The 18,455-nt window shown below is 42.1% G+C and carries 18 protein-coding genes and 1 tRNA gene; 7 read left to right on the forward strand and 12 right to left on the reverse strand.

The window, feature by feature from the left end; translation table 11 throughout:
• Positions 1 to 17: 17 nt before the first annotated feature.
• Positions 18 to 94: transfer RNA gene (locus GY065_RS09525), tRNA-Met, on the reverse strand.
• A 262-nt stretch (positions 95 to 356) separates the two neighbouring features.
• Here GY065_RS09525 and ychF point away from each other — a divergent pair.
• The 3 genes from ychF (at position 357) to argG (ending at position 4,560) form a co-directional block, all read left to right on the forward strand.
• The gene (gene ychF / locus GY065_RS09530) at positions 357 to 1,448 is read left to right on the forward strand and encodes a redox-regulated ATPase YchF (protein ID WP_174833926.1); all 1,092 of its coding nucleotides are present in this window, start codon (positions 357 to 359) and stop codon (positions 1,446 to 1,448) included.
• A 453-nt stretch (positions 1,449 to 1,901) separates the two neighbouring features.
• Positions 1,902 to 3,167 (forward strand): tyrosine--tRNA ligase, encoded by a 1,266-nt coding sequence (tyrS, locus tag GY065_RS09535; protein WP_174833927.1) that lies wholly within the window; start codon positions 1,902 to 1,904, stop codon positions 3,165 to 3,167.
• Positions 3,168 to 3,207: 40 nt separating this feature from the next.
• Entirely contained in the window at positions 3,208 to 4,560 is a 1,353-nt protein-coding gene (gene argG, locus GY065_RS09540; protein ID WP_037393055.1) for an argininosuccinate synthase, read from the forward strand.
• Positions 4,561 to 4,937: 377 nt separating this feature from the next.
• On the opposite strand, the gene GY065_RS09545 is transcribed toward argG, so the two are convergent.
• Positions 4,938 to 6,035, reverse strand: coding sequence for a DUF695 domain-containing protein (locus tag GY065_RS09545; RefSeq protein ID WP_174833928.1), 1,098 nt, complete (start codon positions 6,033 to 6,035; stop codon positions 4,938 to 4,940).
• 559 nt (positions 6,036 to 6,594) lie between these two features.
• Between GY065_RS09545 and GY065_RS09550 the strand changes: the two genes are divergently transcribed.
• Positions 6,595 to 7,272, forward strand: a complete 678-nt coding sequence (locus GY065_RS09550) for a phytanoyl-CoA dioxygenase family protein (protein WP_174833929.1) — start codon at positions 6,595 to 6,597, stop codon at positions 7,270 to 7,272.
• Between the two features lie 218 nt (positions 7,273 to 7,490).
• Here the strand turns inward: GY065_RS09550 and GY065_RS09555 are convergent, their stop codons facing one another.
• Together GY065_RS09555 and GY065_RS09560 are read right to left on the reverse strand one after the other, a co-directional pair.
• Positions 7,491 to 8,288 carry a YiiX/YebB-like N1pC/P60 family cysteine hydrolase gene (locus GY065_RS09555; protein WP_174833930.1) on the reverse strand — a complete coding sequence of 266 codons (798 nt, stop codon included), beginning with the start codon at positions 8,286 to 8,288 and terminating at the stop codon, positions 7,491 to 7,493.
• Positions 8,289 to 8,693: 405 nt separating this feature from the next.
• Positions 8,694 to 9,425 carry an OmpA family protein gene (locus GY065_RS09560; RefSeq protein ID WP_174833931.1) on the reverse strand — a complete coding sequence of 244 codons (732 nt, stop codon included), beginning with the start codon at positions 9,423 to 9,425 and terminating at the stop codon, positions 8,694 to 8,696.
• Between the two features lie 467 nt (positions 9,426 to 9,892).
• Here GY065_RS09560 and GY065_RS09565 point away from each other — a divergent pair, with 467 nt between their 5' ends.
• Entirely contained in the window at positions 9,893 to 10,843 is a 951-nt protein-coding gene (locus GY065_RS09565; protein ID WP_037474826.1) for a CysB family HTH-type transcriptional regulator, read from the forward strand.
• Between the two features lie 79 nt (positions 10,844 to 10,922).
• Here the strand turns inward: GY065_RS09565 and fabG are convergent, their stop codons facing one another.
• The 8 genes from fabG to GY065_RS09605 all read right to left on the reverse strand — a co-directional run bounded on the left by fabG (position 10,923) and on the right by GY065_RS09605 (position 17,026).
• On the reverse strand, positions 10,923 to 11,666 hold the full coding sequence (gene fabG, locus GY065_RS09570; RefSeq protein ID WP_037474829.1) for a 3-oxoacyl-ACP reductase FabG: 744 nt from the start codon (positions 11,664 to 11,666) through the stop codon (positions 10,923 to 10,925).
• An 11-nt stretch (positions 11,667 to 11,677) separates the two neighbouring features.
• Positions 11,678 to 12,622: an ACP S-malonyltransferase gene (gene fabD / locus GY065_RS09575; RefSeq protein ID WP_174833932.1), complete on the reverse strand. Its 945-nt coding sequence runs from the start codon at positions 12,620 to 12,622 to the stop codon at positions 11,678 to 11,680.
• 38 nt (positions 12,623 to 12,660) lie between these two features.
• Positions 12,661 to 13,524 (reverse strand): hypothetical protein, encoded by an 864-nt coding sequence (locus GY065_RS09580; protein ID WP_174833933.1) that lies wholly within the window; start codon positions 13,522 to 13,524, stop codon positions 12,661 to 12,663.
• Positions 13,525 to 13,548: 24 nt separating this feature from the next.
• Positions 13,549 to 14,511 (reverse strand): beta-ketoacyl-ACP synthase III, encoded by a 963-nt coding sequence (locus GY065_RS09585; RefSeq protein WP_025331341.1) that lies wholly within the window; start codon positions 14,509 to 14,511, stop codon positions 13,549 to 13,551.
• Positions 14,512 to 14,590: 79 nt separating this feature from the next.
• Entirely contained in the window at positions 14,591 to 15,610 is a 1,020-nt protein-coding gene (gene plsX, locus GY065_RS09590) for a phosphate acyltransferase PlsX (RefSeq protein ID WP_037474763.1), read from the reverse strand.
• A gap of 9 nt (positions 15,611 to 15,619) precedes the next feature.
• Positions 15,620 to 16,147 (reverse strand): phosphoribosyltransferase, encoded by a 528-nt coding sequence (locus tag GY065_RS09595; RefSeq protein ID WP_174833934.1) that lies wholly within the window; start codon positions 16,145 to 16,147, stop codon positions 15,620 to 15,622.
• A gap of 163 nt (positions 16,148 to 16,310) precedes the next feature.
• Positions 16,311 to 16,490: a 50S ribosomal protein L32 gene (rpmF, locus tag GY065_RS09600; RefSeq protein WP_025331343.1), complete on the reverse strand. Its 180-nt coding sequence runs from the start codon at positions 16,488 to 16,490 to the stop codon at positions 16,311 to 16,313.
• Positions 16,491 to 16,522: 32 nt separating this feature from the next.
• Positions 16,523 to 17,026, reverse strand: coding sequence for a DUF177 domain-containing protein (locus GY065_RS09605; RefSeq protein ID WP_174833935.1), 504 nt, complete (start codon positions 17,024 to 17,026; stop codon positions 16,523 to 16,525).
• A 51-nt stretch (positions 17,027 to 17,077) separates the two neighbouring features.
• On the opposite strand from GY065_RS09605, the gene GY065_RS09610 reads away from it, so the two are divergent.
• Together GY065_RS09610 and GY065_RS09615 are read left to right on the forward strand one after the other, a co-directional pair.
• Positions 17,078 to 17,668: a nucleoside triphosphate pyrophosphatase gene (locus tag GY065_RS09610; RefSeq protein ID WP_037474754.1), complete on the forward strand. Its 591-nt coding sequence runs from the start codon at positions 17,078 to 17,080 to the stop codon at positions 17,666 to 17,668.
• Positions 17,665 to 18,378 (forward strand): SAM-dependent methyltransferase, encoded by a 714-nt coding sequence (locus GY065_RS09615; protein ID WP_174833936.1) that lies wholly within the window; start codon positions 17,665 to 17,667, stop codon positions 18,376 to 18,378. The genes GY065_RS09610 and GY065_RS09615 overlap by 4 nt, the downstream gene beginning before the upstream one ends.
• The last annotated feature ends 77 nt before the right edge of the window (positions 18,379 to 18,455 follow it).

Consider the following 18,455-nt stretch of genomic DNA (forward strand, 5'->3'; position numbering starts at 1 on the left):
AGAGCTTGCGATTTATTTGGTGGCGAATCAGGGATTCGAACCCCGGACACAAGGATTATGATTCCTCTGCTCTAACCGACTGAGCTAATTCGCCGTATCTCATTTCAAGAGAGACGCAATTATACGATATTTTTCTGCTTATGCAAGTACTCAAAAAGAAAAATTTTTTATTTTATTGTTTTTATAAATCATTTTATATGACTTCAATCCATATGATACTTATCTGCCGTTTAAAGAGCGATAAATGCGTATTTAAAGGGGAATAACACAGTGTTTTACCGGTTTGGCACAGGTATCTACATGTTTTATGATACAATTCAGCCATTTTTAAATATCGCCTGTTTTCAAGGAATATCATGAGTTTGAAATGTGGCATTGTGGGTTTGCCCAATGTAGGTAAATCTACCCTGTTTAACGCCCTTACCCAGTCTGGTATTGAAGCTGCCAATTATTCTTTCTGTACTATTGAGCCTAATGTCGGTATTGTTGAAGTACCGGATGAACGCATGGAAGAACTGGCTAAAATCGTTAATCCCAAACGAATGCAGCCGGCCATCGTTGAGTTTATCGATATTGCCGGGCTGGTAGCCGGGGCAAGTAAAGGTGAAGGACGGGGTAATCAGTTTCTCGCCAATATCCGTGAAACTGATGCCATCGTAAACGTTGTGCGCTGCTTTGATGATGATAGCATTGAGCATTTTTACGGAAAGGTAGATCCGATTTCGGATATTGAAGTCATTGGTACTGAGCTGGCACTTGCAGATCTGGCCAGCGTAGAAAAAACCATCATACGCGAAAGCAAGAAAGCCAAATCCGGTGATAAAGAAGCACAAAAACTGGTGGCCATTCTGGAACGCTTACAGCAACATCTGCTTGAAGGTAAACCCGTACGCTCGGCAGGACTGGATCAGGATGAGCTGGCTCTGATTAAACCTTTATGTCTGCTTACTGTAAAACCGGCGATGTATGTAGCCAATGTAGCTGAAGACGGTTTTGATAACAATCCGCATCTGGAACGTCTGCAACAACTGGCAGCACAGGAAAATGCACCTGTTGTTGCACTGTGTGCGGCAATGGAAAGCGAAATTGCTGATCTGGATGAGGCTGATAAAGCCGAATTTCTACAAGAAATGGGTTTAAAAGAACCAGGTCTGAATCGACTGATTCGCGCCGGCTACGATTTACTCGGTTTGCAAACCTATTTTACTGCCGGCGTTCAGGAAGTCAGAGCATGGACTATTCATAAAGGTGATACAGCCCCTCAGGCTGCCGGTGTTATTCATACCGATTTTGAGCGTGGTTTCATCCGTGCTCAGGTTATTGCTTACGAAGATTTCATTGCCTGCGGAGGTGAAGCCAAAGCAAAAGAAGCCGGTAAAATGCGTGCTGAAGGCAAGGGATACATCGTAAATGATGGTGATGTAATTCATTTCCTGTTTAACGTATAACCATTAATCTCTTTAAACCAGCTATATTCTTATCCAGAATGTAGCTGGTTTATGCATTCCGGTTAATAATAAATTTATTTTTAAGCCTGACATATCGAATCCTCTCGGTTCGGTTAGCTAAACCATCTGCCGGCAACCAATAAATATCAGCTTTGATATTGGTTATCCATATGATTTACCTATTATAAATATCACCATACCAATTTATAAACAGAAACTGAAAAAGTATTTCCGGCCACTACCAAACTAATGAATTATCTATTTATTACAACCACAAATGCAACAATAAACAAATCGTGTAAAATAATGCATCATTATTATTAGGCGGTAAAACAGACTAACCACCCAAAACCAGCAAAAATATGATATTGCTATTTTGTTTTTATGAGCAGTCTGAGCCAGACAAACTTTATTTTAGCCAATTTATTTAATTTGAAAGAACAAAATCCAACCATGACCAGCGTTGTTCACGACTTACAGCAACGAGGCCTGATAGCTCAAACCACTGATGCTCAGGCTCTTGATACATTATTAAACGAAAAGAAAATTACTCTGTACTGTGGTTTCGACCCGACAGCCGACAGTCTGCATATCGGTCACCTGTTACCTATTCTGGTTTTACGCCGCTTTCAACTGGCCGGACATACACCAATTGCGCTGGTAGGAGGTGCTACCGGTATGATTGGTGATCCGAGCTTCAAGGCACAGGAACGTTCACTCAACACTTTAGAAACAGTACAGGACTGGGTAGCCAAAATACGCGCGCAGCTACAACCTTTCCTTAGCTTCAGTGGTAACAATGCCGCCATTATGGCAAATAATTTTGACTGGTTCGGCAGCATGAATTGTCTGGATTTTCTGCGCGATATCGGCAAACATTTTTCTGTAAATGCCATGCTGAATAAAGAATCAGTAAAACAGCGTCTAAGCCGTGATGATGTAGGTATTTCATTTACCGAATTTGCCTATGCTCTGCTTCAAGGTTACGATTTTGCTGAACTGTATCGCCGCCACGGTGCTGTATTGCAAATCGGCGGTTCGGATCAGTGGGGTAATATCACCGGAGGGATTGACCTCTCCCGCCGGCTGCATCAGGCTACTGTTTATGGTTTGACACTGCCACTGGTAACTAAAGCTGACGGAACTAAATTTGGTAAAACCGAAGGTGGTGCAGTCTGGCTGAGTGCAGAAAAAACCTCTCCTTACCAGTTCTATCAGTTCTGGTTAAAAGTTGCTGATGCGGATGTATATAAATTCCTAAAATATTTTACTTTCCTCAGTGTAGCAGAGATAGAGGCCATTGAAGCCAGCGATCAGGCCAGTGGTAGTAAGCCACAGGCACAGCGCATTCTGGCAGAGGAAATGACCCGCCTGATTCATGGTGAAAAAGCTCTGGCTGCAGCACAGCGTATTTCTGCCAGCCTGTTTGCCGAAGATCAGAGTGCACTTACTGAAAGCGATTTTCAGCAATTATCTCTGGATGGCTTACCTGCATTTCCGGTTACCGAATCCATCAATATCGTGCAGGCCTTAACCACTGCGTCACTGGCCAAATCCAATAATGAAGCACGTGGCTTTATCAGTCAGGGAGCAGTCATGGTTAACGGGCAAAAAATTGACAGTGCTGATTATGTATTCAGCAGCGATGACAAACGTTTCGGGCACTACACCATTTTGCGTCGCGGTAAACGCAACCATGCACTACTGGTATGGCAATAAATTTTCATATTTTGCAAATACATCACTCAAGGGAGTTAATATGAGTAACCACAGCACTATTCTGCAACACCTGCCCGTTGGCGAAAAAGTTGGCATTGCTTTTTCCGGCGGACTGGATACCTCTACAGCATTACTCTGGATGAAACTGAAGGGCGCTTTACCTTATGCCTATACAGCTAATCTGGGACAGCCTGATGAAGATGATTATGATGCTATTCCGCAAAAAGCACTCGAATACGGTGCTCAAAAAGCCCGTCTGATTGATTGTCGCACACAGCTGGCGCATGAAGGTATTGCTGCAATACAAAGCGGAGCATTCCATGTACATACGGGTGGTATGCCTTATTTTAATACTACCCCGCTGGGACGGGCTGTTACCGGCACAATGCTGGTAGCCGCAATGAAAGAAGATGATGTACATATATGGGGTGATGGCTCCACCTATAAAGGCAATGATATTGAACGCTTCTATCGCTACGGACTGTTAACTAATCCGGCTTTACGCATCTACAAGCCATGGTTGGATCAACAGTTTATTGATGAGCTGGGCGGACGTCATGAAATGTCTGAATTTCTGATTGCTCAGGGTTTTGACTATAAAATGTCTGTTGAAAAAGCCTACTCAACCGACTCTAATATGCTCGGTGCTACTCATGAAGCTAAAGATCTGGAAATGCTCAATAGCAGCATGAAAATCGTACAGCCGATTATGGGCGTTGCTTTCTGGGATGAACATGTAACCATTCCGGCTGAAGAAGTAAGTGTGCGGTTTGCAGAAGGTGTACCGGTGGCTTTAAATGGTGTTGAATACCATGATCCGGTAGAGCTGATTCTGGAAGCCAACCGTATTGGCGGCCGACATGGTCTTGGCATGACAGATCAGATTGAAAATCGTATTATTGAGGCTAAATCACGCGGTATTTATGAAGCACCGGCAATGGCATTGCTGCATATTGCCTATGAACGCCTGCTTACCGGCATCCATAACGAGGATACGATTGAACAGTACCGCATTAATGGTCTGCGTCTGGGCAGACTGCTGTATCAGGGACGCTGGTTTGATTCACAGGCGCTCATGCTGCGTGAAACTGCGCAACGCTGGGTAGCCAAAGCTATTACCGGTGAAGTTACGCTGGAATTACGCCGCGGTAATGATTACTCTATTCTCAATACCGAATCATCCAATCTTACTTATCAGCCGGAGCGGTTAAGCATGGAAAAAGTAGATAATGCTGCCTTTTCCCCTGCTGACCGTATCGGCCAACTTACCATGCGTAATCTGGATATTATCGATACCCGCAACAAATTGGGTATATATACTCAGAGCGGGCTATTATCAGTAAGTCAGGATGCACTGCTACCTCAGTTAACTGATAAAAAAGATATCTTATAAAAATCTATCATTTCTAGAACCGGATAATACTAATTTATTATCCGGTTTTTTTATTTTATTCAAAAATGAATTGCAACAATAAATAATACGTATTTAAATATTTATCAAAGAACAAACCCATAGCAATAGTAGCCTCGGCTGTATCAGAGTCAATATATGCTAAATGATCATCAGATCGTAAAATCAATGCCTTTTCAATACTATTTCTTTTTTACTATAGCTTGTTCCGCTAACTCCTGCTCGTCGCGAAATAGCTTCAACCAGCCCATCAGGCTTTTTATATTGTTAAATATTTGTTAATTTATTCTTTTTTTGGAATGAGAAGAAATATAAAATTTTCAAAGAAAACCAATAAAAAAATAAAACTATTGTTATCTTTATTTTTCTACCCAACTTAAATATTGTGACCAGCCCGGATCAAATTCGCACTCAATTTTAACTGAAAGGGTTTTATACTGGTCTGCCAGACGTTGTGCTAATGTCATAGCTGATTGTTTATCCTGCACATGCCATAACATGGTTCTTACACCCTGATAAAGGATATTTTGACAATGAATGCCCTGTTTATTAAATCGTAGAGCCGGATTAATAGTATCTTCTAGCTCATAAACCAGAGATAAATTTTCCTTACTATCCACATCGGCTGTTATAGTTAAAGCATAGCAATAATTGAAATCACCTACCAATACATCGGCTGTCTCATTTCTTTGCACAAATCTTTTGTTATCAGGATCATTTTGATCACTGATTTCAAATACATTCCATCTATCCTCTTTATCAGAAAGAGGAAAAATACCTGTATGCTTTAATTTATCTTGCCATAACTGATCAAACACCGTTACAAATTCATTAAGAGGTACTGCGGTTGCCTCTTTGGGAATTTCTAAAAAGTTGACACAATCGATTTTAATAGAAAAATCATATTCTCCTAATGCATGATCAAGCAAGATAAATGCAGTCGACTGGGCGATTTGCTTCATCTCTTCAGGAATAGTTTTACCAAACGCAATTTCCAAAGAGATTTTACGATATTCTTCATGATGATAAATCAATAAATCAGCCGGGCTCAATGAAAGAGAATGATCATGATGCGTTATAGAGAATACATCCAGATTTTCAACCCGCGTCCTAAATGCTTCTATTTCAAAAAAATTCAGATCCGGTGCATGTTTAACGATTCGTTTCACTAGTTCAAACTGCTCAATTCGGCCTTCAGCCGTAAAAATTATTTTATGATTTTTTTTATCTCCTCGTGTAAGCTCAGCAATAACATTTAATTGATTATCTATTAAAAGATTATTGAGATTTTCCATGATAGAGATTGGTTCTAGCGTATTAAATGTCTGCTCAGATGCTTTTACCTGTGTCCAAAATGTTTGAATAGCGAGAGATATTTTATCTTGAGCGATTGGTTTATCTTGTACCGATTGAATATCAGAATTTGATTTTTTTCTCCAGAATTTTTTAAAAAACATAAAGCTCCCCCTTAATTGATTGATAAAAACCATACCAGATAAGTGCCTGAGTATAAGTTAAAAATTGGTCATATTTTTCTTTTATCATAATTTTTATGATATATATCAGGTTATAAATAAATTTTCATTTATACAATATCTTAATGATGAATGATAGTTTATAACATCTATAAATCATATATTTGTCTGAATTCAATCCACAAACGAGCAAAAAAATACAGATAAATTCAAGTTTTTTAGCCGTATGAAGACATGAATACAGATTTTGACAGGCTTAGCACTACCAGTCTTTAACATGACAGCATAAAAATTTGATATAGTGTCTGGGGCTATTTTATGAGATACAGAAATTAATCAATTTAATTTTATTAAGAAAGAAATTGACTATTGTAAAGAGTATATATTCTGCTTACCTTGAAAAACTATAGTATAGATAAATATTACAAATAAATTATTTTAAATATTAATATATTATCTTATAAATAGGATCTACTTAATCCTAATAGAATTGGAATATATTAATATTAGTTCAGATAAACAGATACAAACGGAAAATATAATGAAGATACGTGATTGTTTTGAACATAATGGTTATGCTGTTATCAATGATTTAATTACTCCTCAGCAACTAACAGATATAGAACAACAATTAGAACAGATTAATTTAACTACTGCCGGCAGTCGTGAGCTTCTGACACAACCATGGTGTCAGATACTTGCTAACAATTTGAAAAATAATACTCAGCTTACTCCCTTGCTCCCAGTAAACCCGGTGGCTATCCAATGTACATTATTCAAAAAATCAGCCGATAAAAACTGGCTGGTACCTTTACATCAGGATTTAAGCATAGCAGTCAGACATCAGTTTTCTGATCCTCAGTTTACCGGCTGGTCACATAAACAAAATATGCTATTTGTACAACCACCGGCACAATATATGCAGCAACTGGTAGCTGTGAGGCTACACATAGATAATTGCCAGCACGAGCATGGTCCACTTAAAGTAGTTGCCGGTACTCATCAATATGGAAGAATCAATGAATCAACGCTACCGCAGCTTCGAGACCAAAAAGGCGAGCAGGAATGTACCCTGTCTAAAGGAGGAGCTGTTATTATGCGACCACTTATTGTGCATTCTTCGTCAAAAGCTATTCAGACTAATGGCAGACGTGTACTACACTTTTTATATGCACCCGGAAATTTAGCTGAAATTATTCCTTTTCAATTCTGTATTTGATTTTCTCAGCAGAACTACTCAGAATTCAGATATAACTCATTTCAAAACGAATACTATTAATTTTTTACAATAAACTTAATCTATTGACCGCCAAAAATACATATTTATTATTAATAAATTAATTCAAACATGTTTTAATTGACCTAATTTATTTGATAAGTAATTTGATCATATCCTGCTGATTGATACATCGGGCTGATATCTGAATTTTATCAATATCAGATATCTGCCAGGGAACAATTGCGCTGCCATAAAGAAGTTTTACAGCGTAAATGACCAATATACTGTAATGGATATACTGGTACAACTGAAGGAATATCACCGGCACGCATATGTAATAAATCCCCTGGAGCAACCCATTCAGCCGGGGTTTTGGTTAAAGGCAATCCTGCATAATTATAGGCAGCGACAACCAGTTGTGAACAAAAGTAACGATCTGAAGAAAAAGGTGTTACCTGCACCACAGCCATGGTATTCAGGCACAAATGGCGAAAAGCCCGCGGAATAACCGGCAATTCACACACTTTTCGGGTAACTGTATAAGGCGTCTGCTTGATAATCCCCATATAATTGTACTTCCCGCCAGCCTCAGCTCTGGCAAATTCACGGATTTTTTCAGCCTGTAATTCATTTAACTGTGGATGGCGATAAACGACCAGTAACGGGTTTTCGTCAATACTTTCAGTCAGCGGCATAATATGTACACCACTTCCCACAGCCTCAGCCACTTCACCATCTCCCAGGTATAAAAAAGCATGGCTTACTGAAGTATTACCAAATAAACGTAAAATACGTGAATTGAGGCTAGAATTAGCAGAAAACAAAATATCGCCACTTTGTAATTCCATCGGCTGCACCAATACAACCCCTGCTTGAGGCGCAGTATTTTGTCGCTGAAATTTTACTGTTACATGTTTTTTCTTGCCAGAACCATTAGAAACCCGCTGAAACTGGGCAGTGCAGGCTACTAATAAATAGCTACATAATACCAAAAACAGCAATTTAGAATATTTCATACTGAAATAAGATTAAATTTTATTAAATATTTATTTTGAAGTTAGATTTGAATTTGTTTAAATAACACAAGATTTTTTTAGTTTAATTAGTTAGTGAATACTGTACCCATATGTTTTAAAATAGATTTTACTAAGATAGTAACAAAACATAAGGCATAATATTATCCTTTCAACAGACTTGTATCTTAACACTAAAATAGCTTTTTTACTTTTTAAAATTTATAAACTAATCTGACTATTTGTTGTTTATATAAAGTATTAATTCAAATTAACTTTCTTATTGACAAATAATATTATCCTAGAAATAAACTATTCTAATTTACCTATAAATATGTTTCTGTTTTTTTAGGGTAAAAATAAAAACCCTGCTCAAAGCAGGGCTTTAATTAATATAAATTAGAAAATTTATCTAACTCTCTTAGATACCAGAGTGCGGATTTTAACATCTACACGACGATCAGGTTCGATACATGCGATCAAAGCAGTACGTTTCTTGGCAGCTGAAACTTTTTTACCCAGTTGAGCAACTTCACGCTGACAATATTCGGTCATGCGGGCTTCAGATTTGCCCAAGCCGACTGCAGAAACTTTCCCAGCAGGAACACCTTTAGAAATCAGATACTGTGCAACAGTGTTAGCACGACGATCAGACAAAGTCTGGTTATAAGCATCTGAACCTTTAAAGTCGGTGTGACCTTCAATACGTACAGACTGTACACTGCTGTCAGTCAGCTTAGCAGCCAAATCATCCAGAGTACTGATTGCTTGTGGGCGCAGAGTAAATTTATCAAAGCCAAACAGGAATTTAGCAGCCAGAGGTACTGTTTCGTCAACATATCTAGGTGTTTCAGGAACAGCCCGTGCTACTTCGGGGTGACCACAGTTGTTACCCAAAGTCGGTTCATTATCATCGTTATAGCCGTTTTTCACACATTCAGGTGTACCATCGGCACCATTTTCGCGGGTGACGATAATTTCGCCAGTTCCTTTTTCAGGAGCAGAACTGGTAGTATAGCCATTGTAAGCACCAGCAGGTTCACCGGTCCAGTCGGGCCCCGGTAGAACACCATTGGCAAAAGCGGCAGTTGAAGCAGCCATAGCAACGATCAATGCGCTCAATTTTAGCTGTTTGGTCATGTTATTCCCTCATCAAAAAATTTGTTATGTGCTGATTCAGCCTGAAATTCGCCTGATCAAAACACAAATACCATTTACAGGCCGCTCAAACCGGGCGGGTAGCTTGGTAAATCACAAGTCTATACTATAAAAACGCAGCATAAACTGTCAATATGCAAACCACCAAGGCGAAGCTGCTAGACGACCCGCTTCCTATCTGTGCATGATGCCTAAAAAAAAGCCTTGTGTCACTTATTTACAACTAAATTCACGACTTCACCCTAATTAAGTTGTATGAAAACAACAGATAAGCTGCACTTATCATACTCATCCGCTGCCGGCAGATTAAGGTAAAAAGATGTTATGCTAAAAGTTAAAGTGTTCCATGTCAGAATGAGTAAATTGAGTTATGATACAGATAAAGAAGCTTTTTTGTTGTATTTGAGCGACAGTTAAAATTATTCCAAACTTAAAGGGGCTGAAACAATATGAAGCTGCAACAGTTGCGCTATGCGGTTGAAGTTTATCGCCAGAATTTAAATGTCTCAGAAGCAGCTGAAGTACTGTTTACTTCTCAGCCGGGTATTTCCAAGCAAATACGCATGCTGGAGGAAGAACTGGGCGTACCGTTATTTATTCGCCATGGCAAACGCATGGTTGCGGTGACAGCTCCGGGAAAAGTTGTTCTGGAAACTGCCGAGCGGATTTTACGTGAAGTACAGAATATTAAACGTATCGGTACAGAATTTGCTGACCAGAATATTGGATCCCTGACCATTGCCACAACACATACACTGGCCCGGTATGCTCTGCCAAAAGTTATCTCAGCGTTTGTTGAATGTTATCCGCAGGTACAGCTGAGCATCCATACCGCCAGCCCTAAAGCCATTAGTCACATGGTACTGGACGGAGAGGTAGATTTTGCCATTGGTATGGAAATGGAAAGTGAGCATCCTGAATTACGCAAATTGGGCTGTAAAGCCTGGAATCGCAGTATCGTAGTTCCAGATAATCATCCTCTACTTGATTTAAAGCGGCCATTACGGCTCGAAGACATAACAGCTTATCCGCTCATCACTTATGATATTGCTTTCAGTGAGCAATCTAAAATCGCCCGTGCTTTTACTCAGGAAAGCTGTCAATTACCCAGAGTAACTCTGGCTTCAGCTGATACCGATGTCATTAAAACTTATGTTGCTCAGGGACTGGGTATCGGATTGCTGGCCACCATGGCTTTTGACAGTAAACAAGATGAAGGTTTACAGCTGATTAGTGCAGAACATCTGTTTGAACCTTCTTTTACCCAGATAATACTCAGACAGGATGTTTATCTGCGTGGTTTTGGCTATGAATTTCTGGCCTTATTTGCTCCCGGGTTAACACGGTCGCGGATTGAATCTGCCTTGTATTCTTCTTACGAAGAAGATTTTTCAATTTAACAGTCTTTATTTCCAATACAAAACAAAGCCATTTTCATCCGGTGATAAAAATGGCTTTGTAACTTCTTTAACTCTGATATCAGGGCATCAGCATTCCGCCGTTTACATGCAGCGTTTGTCCGGTAATGTAACGTGCTTCTTCACTGGCCAGAAACAAAACTGCGGCTGCCACATCTTCTACAGTTCCAAAATGATTCAATGCCGTTTGCCCAGCAAAAAAATCACGCTGTTCTTGTGGTAAAACTTTTGTCATATCGGTTTCGATAAAACCAGGAGCTACACAATTTACGGTAATCCCGCGCGAGCCTACTTCACGCGCCATTGATTTACTGAATCCAACTAATCCGGCCTTGGCAGCAGCATAATTAGCCTGGCCGGCATTACCAATAAAACCGACTACAGAAGTTATATTAATAATCCGGCCCCAGCGTGCCTTCATCATACTGCGAGTGACTGCCTTACTGGCACGGAAGGCAGATTTCAGATTAATTTGCATGATTTCATCCCATTCTGATTCTTTCATGCGCATTAGCAAATTATCACGGGTAATACCGGCATTATTAACCAGTATGGCAATATTACCGATATTACTTTCAATGTCGGCAATCAGATTTTCAATACTGTTTTCTTCAGCGATACGTAATTCCCGCCCTTCTCCGCCAAAATCAGCCAGTGCTTCATTGATACTGATCACACCGGCAGCAGAAGTGGCTGTACCGATTACTTTAGCACCTTTTTCTGCCAGAAAACGGGCAATAGCGGCGCCAATTCCACGGGTAGCACCAGTTACCAGCGCAATTTTACCTGTTAAATCCTGATTCATAACTTATTCCTTTAGCTCTCAGCATATGCAGCAATAAAATTTTCTATGCTTTGCACACTGGTTAATGCAACGCAACTGGCGCTCTTATCAATTCTTTTAGCCAGTCCGGCCAGCACTTTACCCGGACCGCATTCAGCAAATTCTGTTATCCCGTCAGATACCAGTTTGCTTACTGTTTCAGTCCAGCGCACAGGTGAATATAACTGCTGTACCAGAGCCTGTTTAATTGTTTCCGGTTCTGAATGCACCGCAACATCAACATTATGCAATACCGGAATTTGTGGTTTTGAAATATTGATCTGTTCCATGGCCGCAGCCAGTTTAGCTGCAGCTGGTTTCATCAAACAGCAGTGTGAAGGCACGGATACAGGTAACGGCAGTGCACGCTTGGCACCGGCCGCTTTAGCCAGCTCACAGGCACGATTAATGGCAACAGTAGTTCCGGCAATCACTACCTGACCGGGTGAGTTGTAATTTACGGCTTCGGCCACTGTACCGGATAGTTCGTTTTGTGCCTGTAAACATACCTGACGCACGATATCATCATCCAGTCCCAGTATTGCGGCCATGGCACCCTCTCCGGCCGGTACAGCTTCCTGCATTAATTGCGCACGCAGACGAACCAGTTTCACAGCATCATGAAATGCCAGGCTGCCGGCAGCGACCAGCGCAGTGTATTCTCCTAAACTGTGTCCGGCCAGCATCACAGGTAATTGACCAAGCAATTGCTGATATACACGCCATGTGGCAATACCGGCAGTCAGCATCAGGGGCTGAGTATTAATGGTTTCATTCAGGGCTGTGCTGTCTTCCCCATTCATCAATGTCCATAAATCCTGATTAAGTGCTTCTGATGCCTGTTCAAATGTTTCTTTAACAACTGGCATATCATTAAAGCCGGACATCATATTGAGACTTTGTGACCCCTGTCCGGGAAAGAAAAAAGCAGTACTCATGATCTTCCTTGAATTGAATAAAACTAATGTCCGGACATTTATTGTGCCGGAGACTGATTGGTCTGTAATGGCTGTTCGTGGTGCAGAAACATTTTTGCACCTGCCGGGGCACCTATTGCGTAAGCAAGATTGGCTTCCAGTGACCGGGCAAAAGGCCCCTGATAGATTTTGTTACCCATATGGGTCAGGTCAGAGCGTGCATCAACATAAATCTTACCGCCTAACTGATTCCATAAGCGGCAAAAACTAAAATCTTCAGATAAATAACGCTTCGTCACCGGATCAACAAGACAATCGTAAAAGCGATAGTGATATCCCCTATCAGTAACACCGATAGAATCAGGCTGATATTGCAACTCAGGATAAGCTTCCATCAGCCGGATAAATACTTCCCGCTTGATAACCATAAATCCGGTTGGTGCTTCCGGCAGCTCAATAAAGCCTTCATCATCTACCTGTACATGCACCTCATGATTAGTATCTGCCTTACTGATATTGATGGTATAGCGAGTATAAGCGGCATTAAACTGCTGCTGGGTCATATGCTCAGGAATACCTTCGTCCGGCCATGACTCACGCTTGAGCGGATAAACACCTGCAACAATATCGCGATCTGCCAGCAGCAGACGCTGAAAAGCTTCCGGTGAAAAACCGATATCAGTATCAATCCAGCATAAGTGCGTCCATTCCGGATGCGACAGAAATTCTGCAACACAGTTATTCCGTGCACGGGTAATCAGACTTTCACCCTGATGCATAAATACCTGTATTGGAAAACCTGCACTGGTATGCGCAGCAACTAAAGCCAGCAATGACTGTACATAATTACCAAAATACCGCCCGTCATGACTGGGCGACATTACAACCGGATACATATTGGCTAACGCAGATTGAGATAGCATAATCCGATCCTGATAGGAACAATATTAATATTTTAAGGTAACCGCACCCCAGGCAAAACCACCTCCGATACCTTCAAGCAACAAGGTCTGACCGCGCCTGATCCGACCGGATTTAATTCCCTCATCCAGTGCCAGCGGAATAGAGGCAGCAGAAGTATTGCCCTGCTCAGCAAGGGTAACAATAACTTTATCCATTGATACACCAAGATGGCGTGCAGTAGATTCGATAATGCGCAGATTGGCCTGATGCGGAATAATCCAGTCTATATCAGACGGCTGTAAACCGGATTGATCAATGACTTCTTTTGCAATATTGGCCAGCGCTTTTACTGCAAACTTATAGACAGCCTGCCCGTCCATATACAGATAGGGTGAACCTTCAATTTTTCCTGCTGCAATTTTTCCCGGTGTTTGCAGAATATGACTGTAATTACCATCAGCCTGTAATTTGGTATGGATGATACCGCCTTCCTGTTCGGAAGCCCCCAGAATAACTGCACCGGCACCGTCACCAAACAACACACAGGTACGCCGGTCACTCCAGTCAAGCAGACGACTGAATGTTTCCGCACCGATAACCAGTGCCTTACTGGCCATACCGCTTTTAATATAAGCATTGGCAGTAGCCATGGCATACATGAATCCGGCACAGACTGCCTGAACATCAAATGCCGGACAGCCGGAAATGCCCAGTTTATTCTGCACAATGCAGGCAGTAGCAGGAAATGTCATATCCGCAGTTGAGGTAGCCACAATAATGAGATCAATTTCATTGGCATCAATGCCTGCGTCGGCCAGCGCAATCTGTGCTGCAGAAACAGCCATATCACTGGTCTGTTCATTTTCTGCGGCAATATGCCGTGCTTTGATACCGGTACGCGTTGCAATCCACTCATCCGAGGTATCAACAAATTTGCTCAGGTCATCATTAGTCAGGCGGCGTGCAGGCAGGTAACTGCCTGTACCCAGAATATGGGCATTCAGCATGGCATAATCTTTAATTTACGGCAAAGAGCATATTTTAAAACAAAGTCGTTTGACTTGTCTGCCTTTGCAACAAGGTGATTTATTCTTCCAGTGCAGCCAGCTGACGTACAACACCGGCCTGGATTTTAGTGATTGAATCTGCCTTAATGGCTTTATAAGCTTCCTGCAGGGCAAAACAGAAACCTGTAGCATCCGTACCGCCATGGCTTTTAATTACGACACCACGTAATCCCAGAAAAATGGCACCATTAAAACGCCGCGGATCAAGACGCCGCTTAAATCCCTTTAATGTTGGTAATGCAATTAATGCGGCCAGTTTATTAAACCAGCTGCGGGTAAACTCTTCTTTAACAACTGAACCAGCAAATTTTACCGCTCCTTCGATACTTTTGAGCATTGCATTACCGGTAAAACCATCAACTACCAGCACATCAACTTCAGCTGTAAAAATAGAATTACCTTCAACATTGCCGACAAAATTCAGATCACTGCGTTGTAAAAGCTGATGAGTTTCTTTAGCAGCCGCATTACCCTTGATGTCTTCGGTACCGACATTAAGTAAACCTACTCTTGGCTGCGTATTTTCAGGAAACAGTGCCGCCACCTGCTGGCTACCAACAATAGCAAACTGCAAAAGCTGGGTGCTGCTGCAATCGACGTTGGCACCCAGATCCAGTACCAGTGTCATATGATTATTGCGTCCGGGCAGGAATTTAGCAATTGCCGGACGATCAACACCATCAATGGTTTTCAATACAAAGCGGGCAGTTGCCATCAGTGCTCCGGTATTGCCGGCCGATACAGCTGCCTGTGCCAGACCTTCTTTAATCTGGTTGATGGCCACACGCATCGAAGAATCTTTTTTATTCTTGAGCGCAGAAGTCGGTTCTTCATCCATGCCTACCACTTCACTGGCCGGACAAATGGTAATCCGCTCCATGGAAGCATTAGCTTTTTTTAATGCATTTCTGATTTTGGTTTCATCACCAACCAGAATCAGTGCAGCGTCAGTTTGCTGCTGTAAAAATGTCAGCGCTCCCGGAATGGTTATATCCAGACCGAAATCGCCGCCCATGGCATCTACAGCAATAGTTTTCAGGGTCATAGATCATGCCTCTGATGTAGCTTGGGCTGCAACATGCTCATAGTGCTCATCAATATCAAGCGCATCCCAAGGATAGTTAATCCACCAGTCATCAACCTGTATTGCACTATAAAAAGGTAAATCTGCCGGCAATACCCCTTTTTTGGGTTTGCGCTTTTCATGCAGTACTGCTACCCCGAGATGCTGGAATCCTTCATACTGTAATTCGCGAATACAGTATTCGAGCGTAGCCCGGCTGTCATCCACTTCATCAACAATCAGTAGTTTTTTGTTTTTTAATTTTTCGTCAAAACCATTGGTCCACTGTATTTTCTGCGGCTGGTCAGTCGGGCAGTCGTTAACATCATAATAAGACAAAGTAACGGTATATACAGGAATATTCAAAAAGCTACGCAATATACGTGCCGGAATAAATCCACCACCACCGATAGCGATCATTGCATCAAATGAATGCTCTGATTTCTGAATTTTTTCTGCCAGCTGTTTAATGGCACGATGTATGTCTTCGTAGTTATACCAGATTTTTTTCATGGGAAACCCGAGTCAGTGTAAAGCAGGCCATTGAGGCTGCCGGGAAAGTGGAAGCAGTTTATTTTAGCAGGATAATGACTCTGCTAATATTGGATACAAAAAAGCCAGTGATTGCAGATGCAATGTCTGGCTTTCATACGTATTGAATAATCAAAGGTGTGAATTATTCACCTTTGGCTTTGACTACTTTACGTCCGCGGTACATACCGTTTGGAGAGATGTGGTGACGCAGGTGTACTTCACCGGTAGTGGTATCAGTAGAAACCTGTACAGCGGTCAGACCATCATGTGAACGGTGCATACCACGTTTTGAAGGGGATTTTTTGTTTTGTTGTACTGCCATGTTAAAGCTCCTGGGTAATGTAAGTTAATTCGTTAGTGGCCGCTTTTCAGTCCTGCCAGTCTGGCAAAAGGATTACCTGAGTCTTGATTGGTTTGGGTTGCCAGAGTGTGATCACAGTCTTCATGTCGCGGTGCAACCGGAATAGCCATTAAAATCTGCTCTTCCAGCAGTGCAGTAAGGTTATATTCTGCACTCCATACCGCGCCTTCAAGCGTTTCATCAGCGGCCATGGCCTCGTCCAGCAACTGTTCGCTGGTAAACAGCACTACACGCGATTGGTCATTCAGCGCCCAGGAAACGGCCTGTAAACAGCGCTGACACACCAGCTCCAGCTGACCTTCCACACTGATATCGAGAAAAGGACGCTGCCAGCGGTCAATACCACCACTAACCTGATACCGGATAATGCCTTCGCGTTGCGCTAAAAGCTCATGCGACCAAACCCGCCGGTCAAGTGCCTGAAGCTGCAATTGACCGCTGCGTTGCTGCCGTTCACATGTGAACGTGGCCGTGTCAATCAAAATAGGGTCTAACATAAACGGCGGATGATATAATTTAAACTTTATAATGTCAATGAGTTCGCACTTATGCCGAGAGAGAGAAAGTTGATTCTGGCTTCCAGCTCCCGTTTTCGCCAGCAACAGCTTCAGCAGTTAAATATCCCTTTTGAAGCGGTTAAACCTGATTTTGAGGAAACACCGCTTCCTGCAGAAACCGCACCACAAACAGCATTGCGTCTGGCCAGCGGCAAAGCATACTCCCTAACCGGTCTTTATCCGAATGCTCTGATTATTGGTTGCGATCAGGTTGCGTTATGTCGCGAGCAGCAACTGGGCAAACCATTAACCGTAACAAAAGCACAACAGATGTTACACTATCTGAGTGGTCAGCAAGTGATATTTTACAGTGCACTTACGGTACTGAACGCTGCTGAAAACTGCATGCATCAGCATGTTGATGAAACACGCGTCATAATGCGTTCGCTGACTGATGCGCAGATTAAGCATTATCTGAGTCGTGAACCGGATGCTGTACATTGTGCCGGCGCGGCAAAAAGTGAAGGATTGGGCGCTTTACTAATTAAACGCATCGAAAGCACCGATCCGAATGCACTGATTGGTTTACCGGTTTTTCGTCTGGTGGATTTTTTGCTGGCAGAAGGAATGAATATTTTATGAGCAGTCCTATACTCTATCTTATCCCGACACCACTGGGAAATGCAGATACACCCTGTCTACTTGCGCATGAACAAAAATGCATTGTTAACCTGACCGACTTTGTTGTTGAAGCAGAAAAAACAGCACGGGCTCATTTAAAAGCCTTCGGTGTGCAAACACCGATTCGTGAGCTGAATCTGTGCACTTTAAATGAACACACTCCTGAGCAGGATATTGCTAAGTTATTACAACCTTTGCAGGCCGGTCGCAACATGGGATTACTCAGCGAAGCCGGCTGTCCGGCTGTTGCAGACCCGGGAGCCCAGCTGGTGGCACTGGCACATCAGGCCGGGTTCACTGTCATGCCGCTCGTGGGACCGTCCAGTATCATGTTAGCGCTGATGGCTTCTGGCGCCAACGGACAGTGTTTTGCTTTCAAGGGTTATCTGCCTGCTGAAAAAAACGCACGTATTGAATGTTTGCATACTCTGGAAAAGCGCTCACGACAGGAAAATGAAACCCAGCTTTTTATTGAAACGCCTTACCGTAATGATGCTTTACTGGCTGATGCCATAGCAACTTTACATTCTGAAACCCGTTTGTGTATTGCCGCAGATTTAACTATGCCGACCCAGACTATTATCAGCCAGAATATTGCAGCATGGCGAAAAATACCGGCATTGCCACAGCTGAAAAAAAGACCATGTCTGTTTGTGGTTTATGCCGGATAATTGTAACTGATATTTTTTGAAATTAATTTGCGCTTCACTCTTGTCAATGTCCTCGCCGCTGCCTATAATGCACAACT

This window comes from Snodgrassella sp. ESL0323, assembly GCF_013346865.1.
GTDB lineage: Bacteria > Pseudomonadota > Gammaproteobacteria > Burkholderiales > Neisseriaceae > Snodgrassella > Snodgrassella alvi.

Coding starts and splice junctions, on each gene's coding strand:
- GY065_RS09555 (WP_174833930.1), bottom strand. CDS start 8,288: ATGAAATATTCTAAATTGCTGTTTTTGGTATTATGTAGCTATTTATTA.
- GY065_RS09565 (WP_037474826.1), top strand. CDS start 9,893: ATGAAGCTGCAACAGTTGCGCTATGCGGTTGAAGTTTATCGCCAGAAT.
- GY065_RS09560 (WP_174833931.1), bottom strand. CDS start 9,425: ATGACCAAACAGCTAAAATTGAGCGCATTGATCGTTGCTATGGCTGCT.
- fabG (WP_037474829.1), bottom strand. CDS start 11,666: ATGAATCAGGATTTAACAGGTAAAATTGCGCTGGTAACTGGTGCTACC.
- ychF (WP_174833926.1), top strand. CDS start 357: ATGAGTTTGAAATGTGGCATTGTGGGTTTGCCCAATGTAGGTAAATCT.
- GY065_RS09550 (WP_174833929.1), top strand. CDS start 6,595: ATGAAGATACGTGATTGTTTTGAACATAATGGTTATGCTGTTATCAAT.
- rpmF (WP_025331343.1), bottom strand. CDS start 16,490: ATGGCAGTACAACAAAACAAAAAATCCCCTTCAAAACGTGGTATGCAC.
- GY065_RS09585 (WP_025331341.1), bottom strand. CDS start 14,511: ATGCTGAATGCCCATATTCTGGGTACAGGCAGTTACCTGCCTGCACGC.
- GY065_RS09545 (WP_174833928.1), bottom strand. CDS start 6,035: ATGTTTTTTAAAAAATTCTGGAGAAAAAAATCAAATTCTGATATTCAA.
- GY065_RS09580 (WP_174833933.1), bottom strand. CDS start 13,524: ATGCTATCTCAATCTGCGTTAGCCAATATGTATCCGGTTGTAATGTCG.
- GY065_RS09615 (WP_174833936.1), top strand. CDS start 17,665: ATGAGCAGTCCTATACTCTATCTTATCCCGACACCACTGGGAAATGCA.
- fabD (WP_174833932.1), bottom strand. CDS start 12,622: ATGAGTACTGCTTTTTTCTTTCCCGGACAGGGGTCACAAAGTCTCAAT.
- GY065_RS09595 (WP_174833934.1), bottom strand. CDS start 16,147: ATGAAAAAAATCTGGTATAACTACGAAGACATACATCGTGCCATTAAA.
- GY065_RS09605 (WP_174833935.1), bottom strand. CDS start 17,026: ATGTTAGACCCTATTTTGATTGACACGGCCACGTTCACATGTGAACGG.
- tyrS (WP_174833927.1), top strand. CDS start 1,902: ATGACCAGCGTTGTTCACGACTTACAGCAACGAGGCCTGATAGCTCAA.
- GY065_RS09610 (WP_037474754.1), top strand. CDS start 17,078: ATGCCGAGAGAGAGAAAGTTGATTCTGGCTTCCAGCTCCCGTTTTCGC.
- argG (WP_037393055.1), top strand. CDS start 3,208: ATGAGTAACCACAGCACTATTCTGCAACACCTGCCCGTTGGCGAAAAA.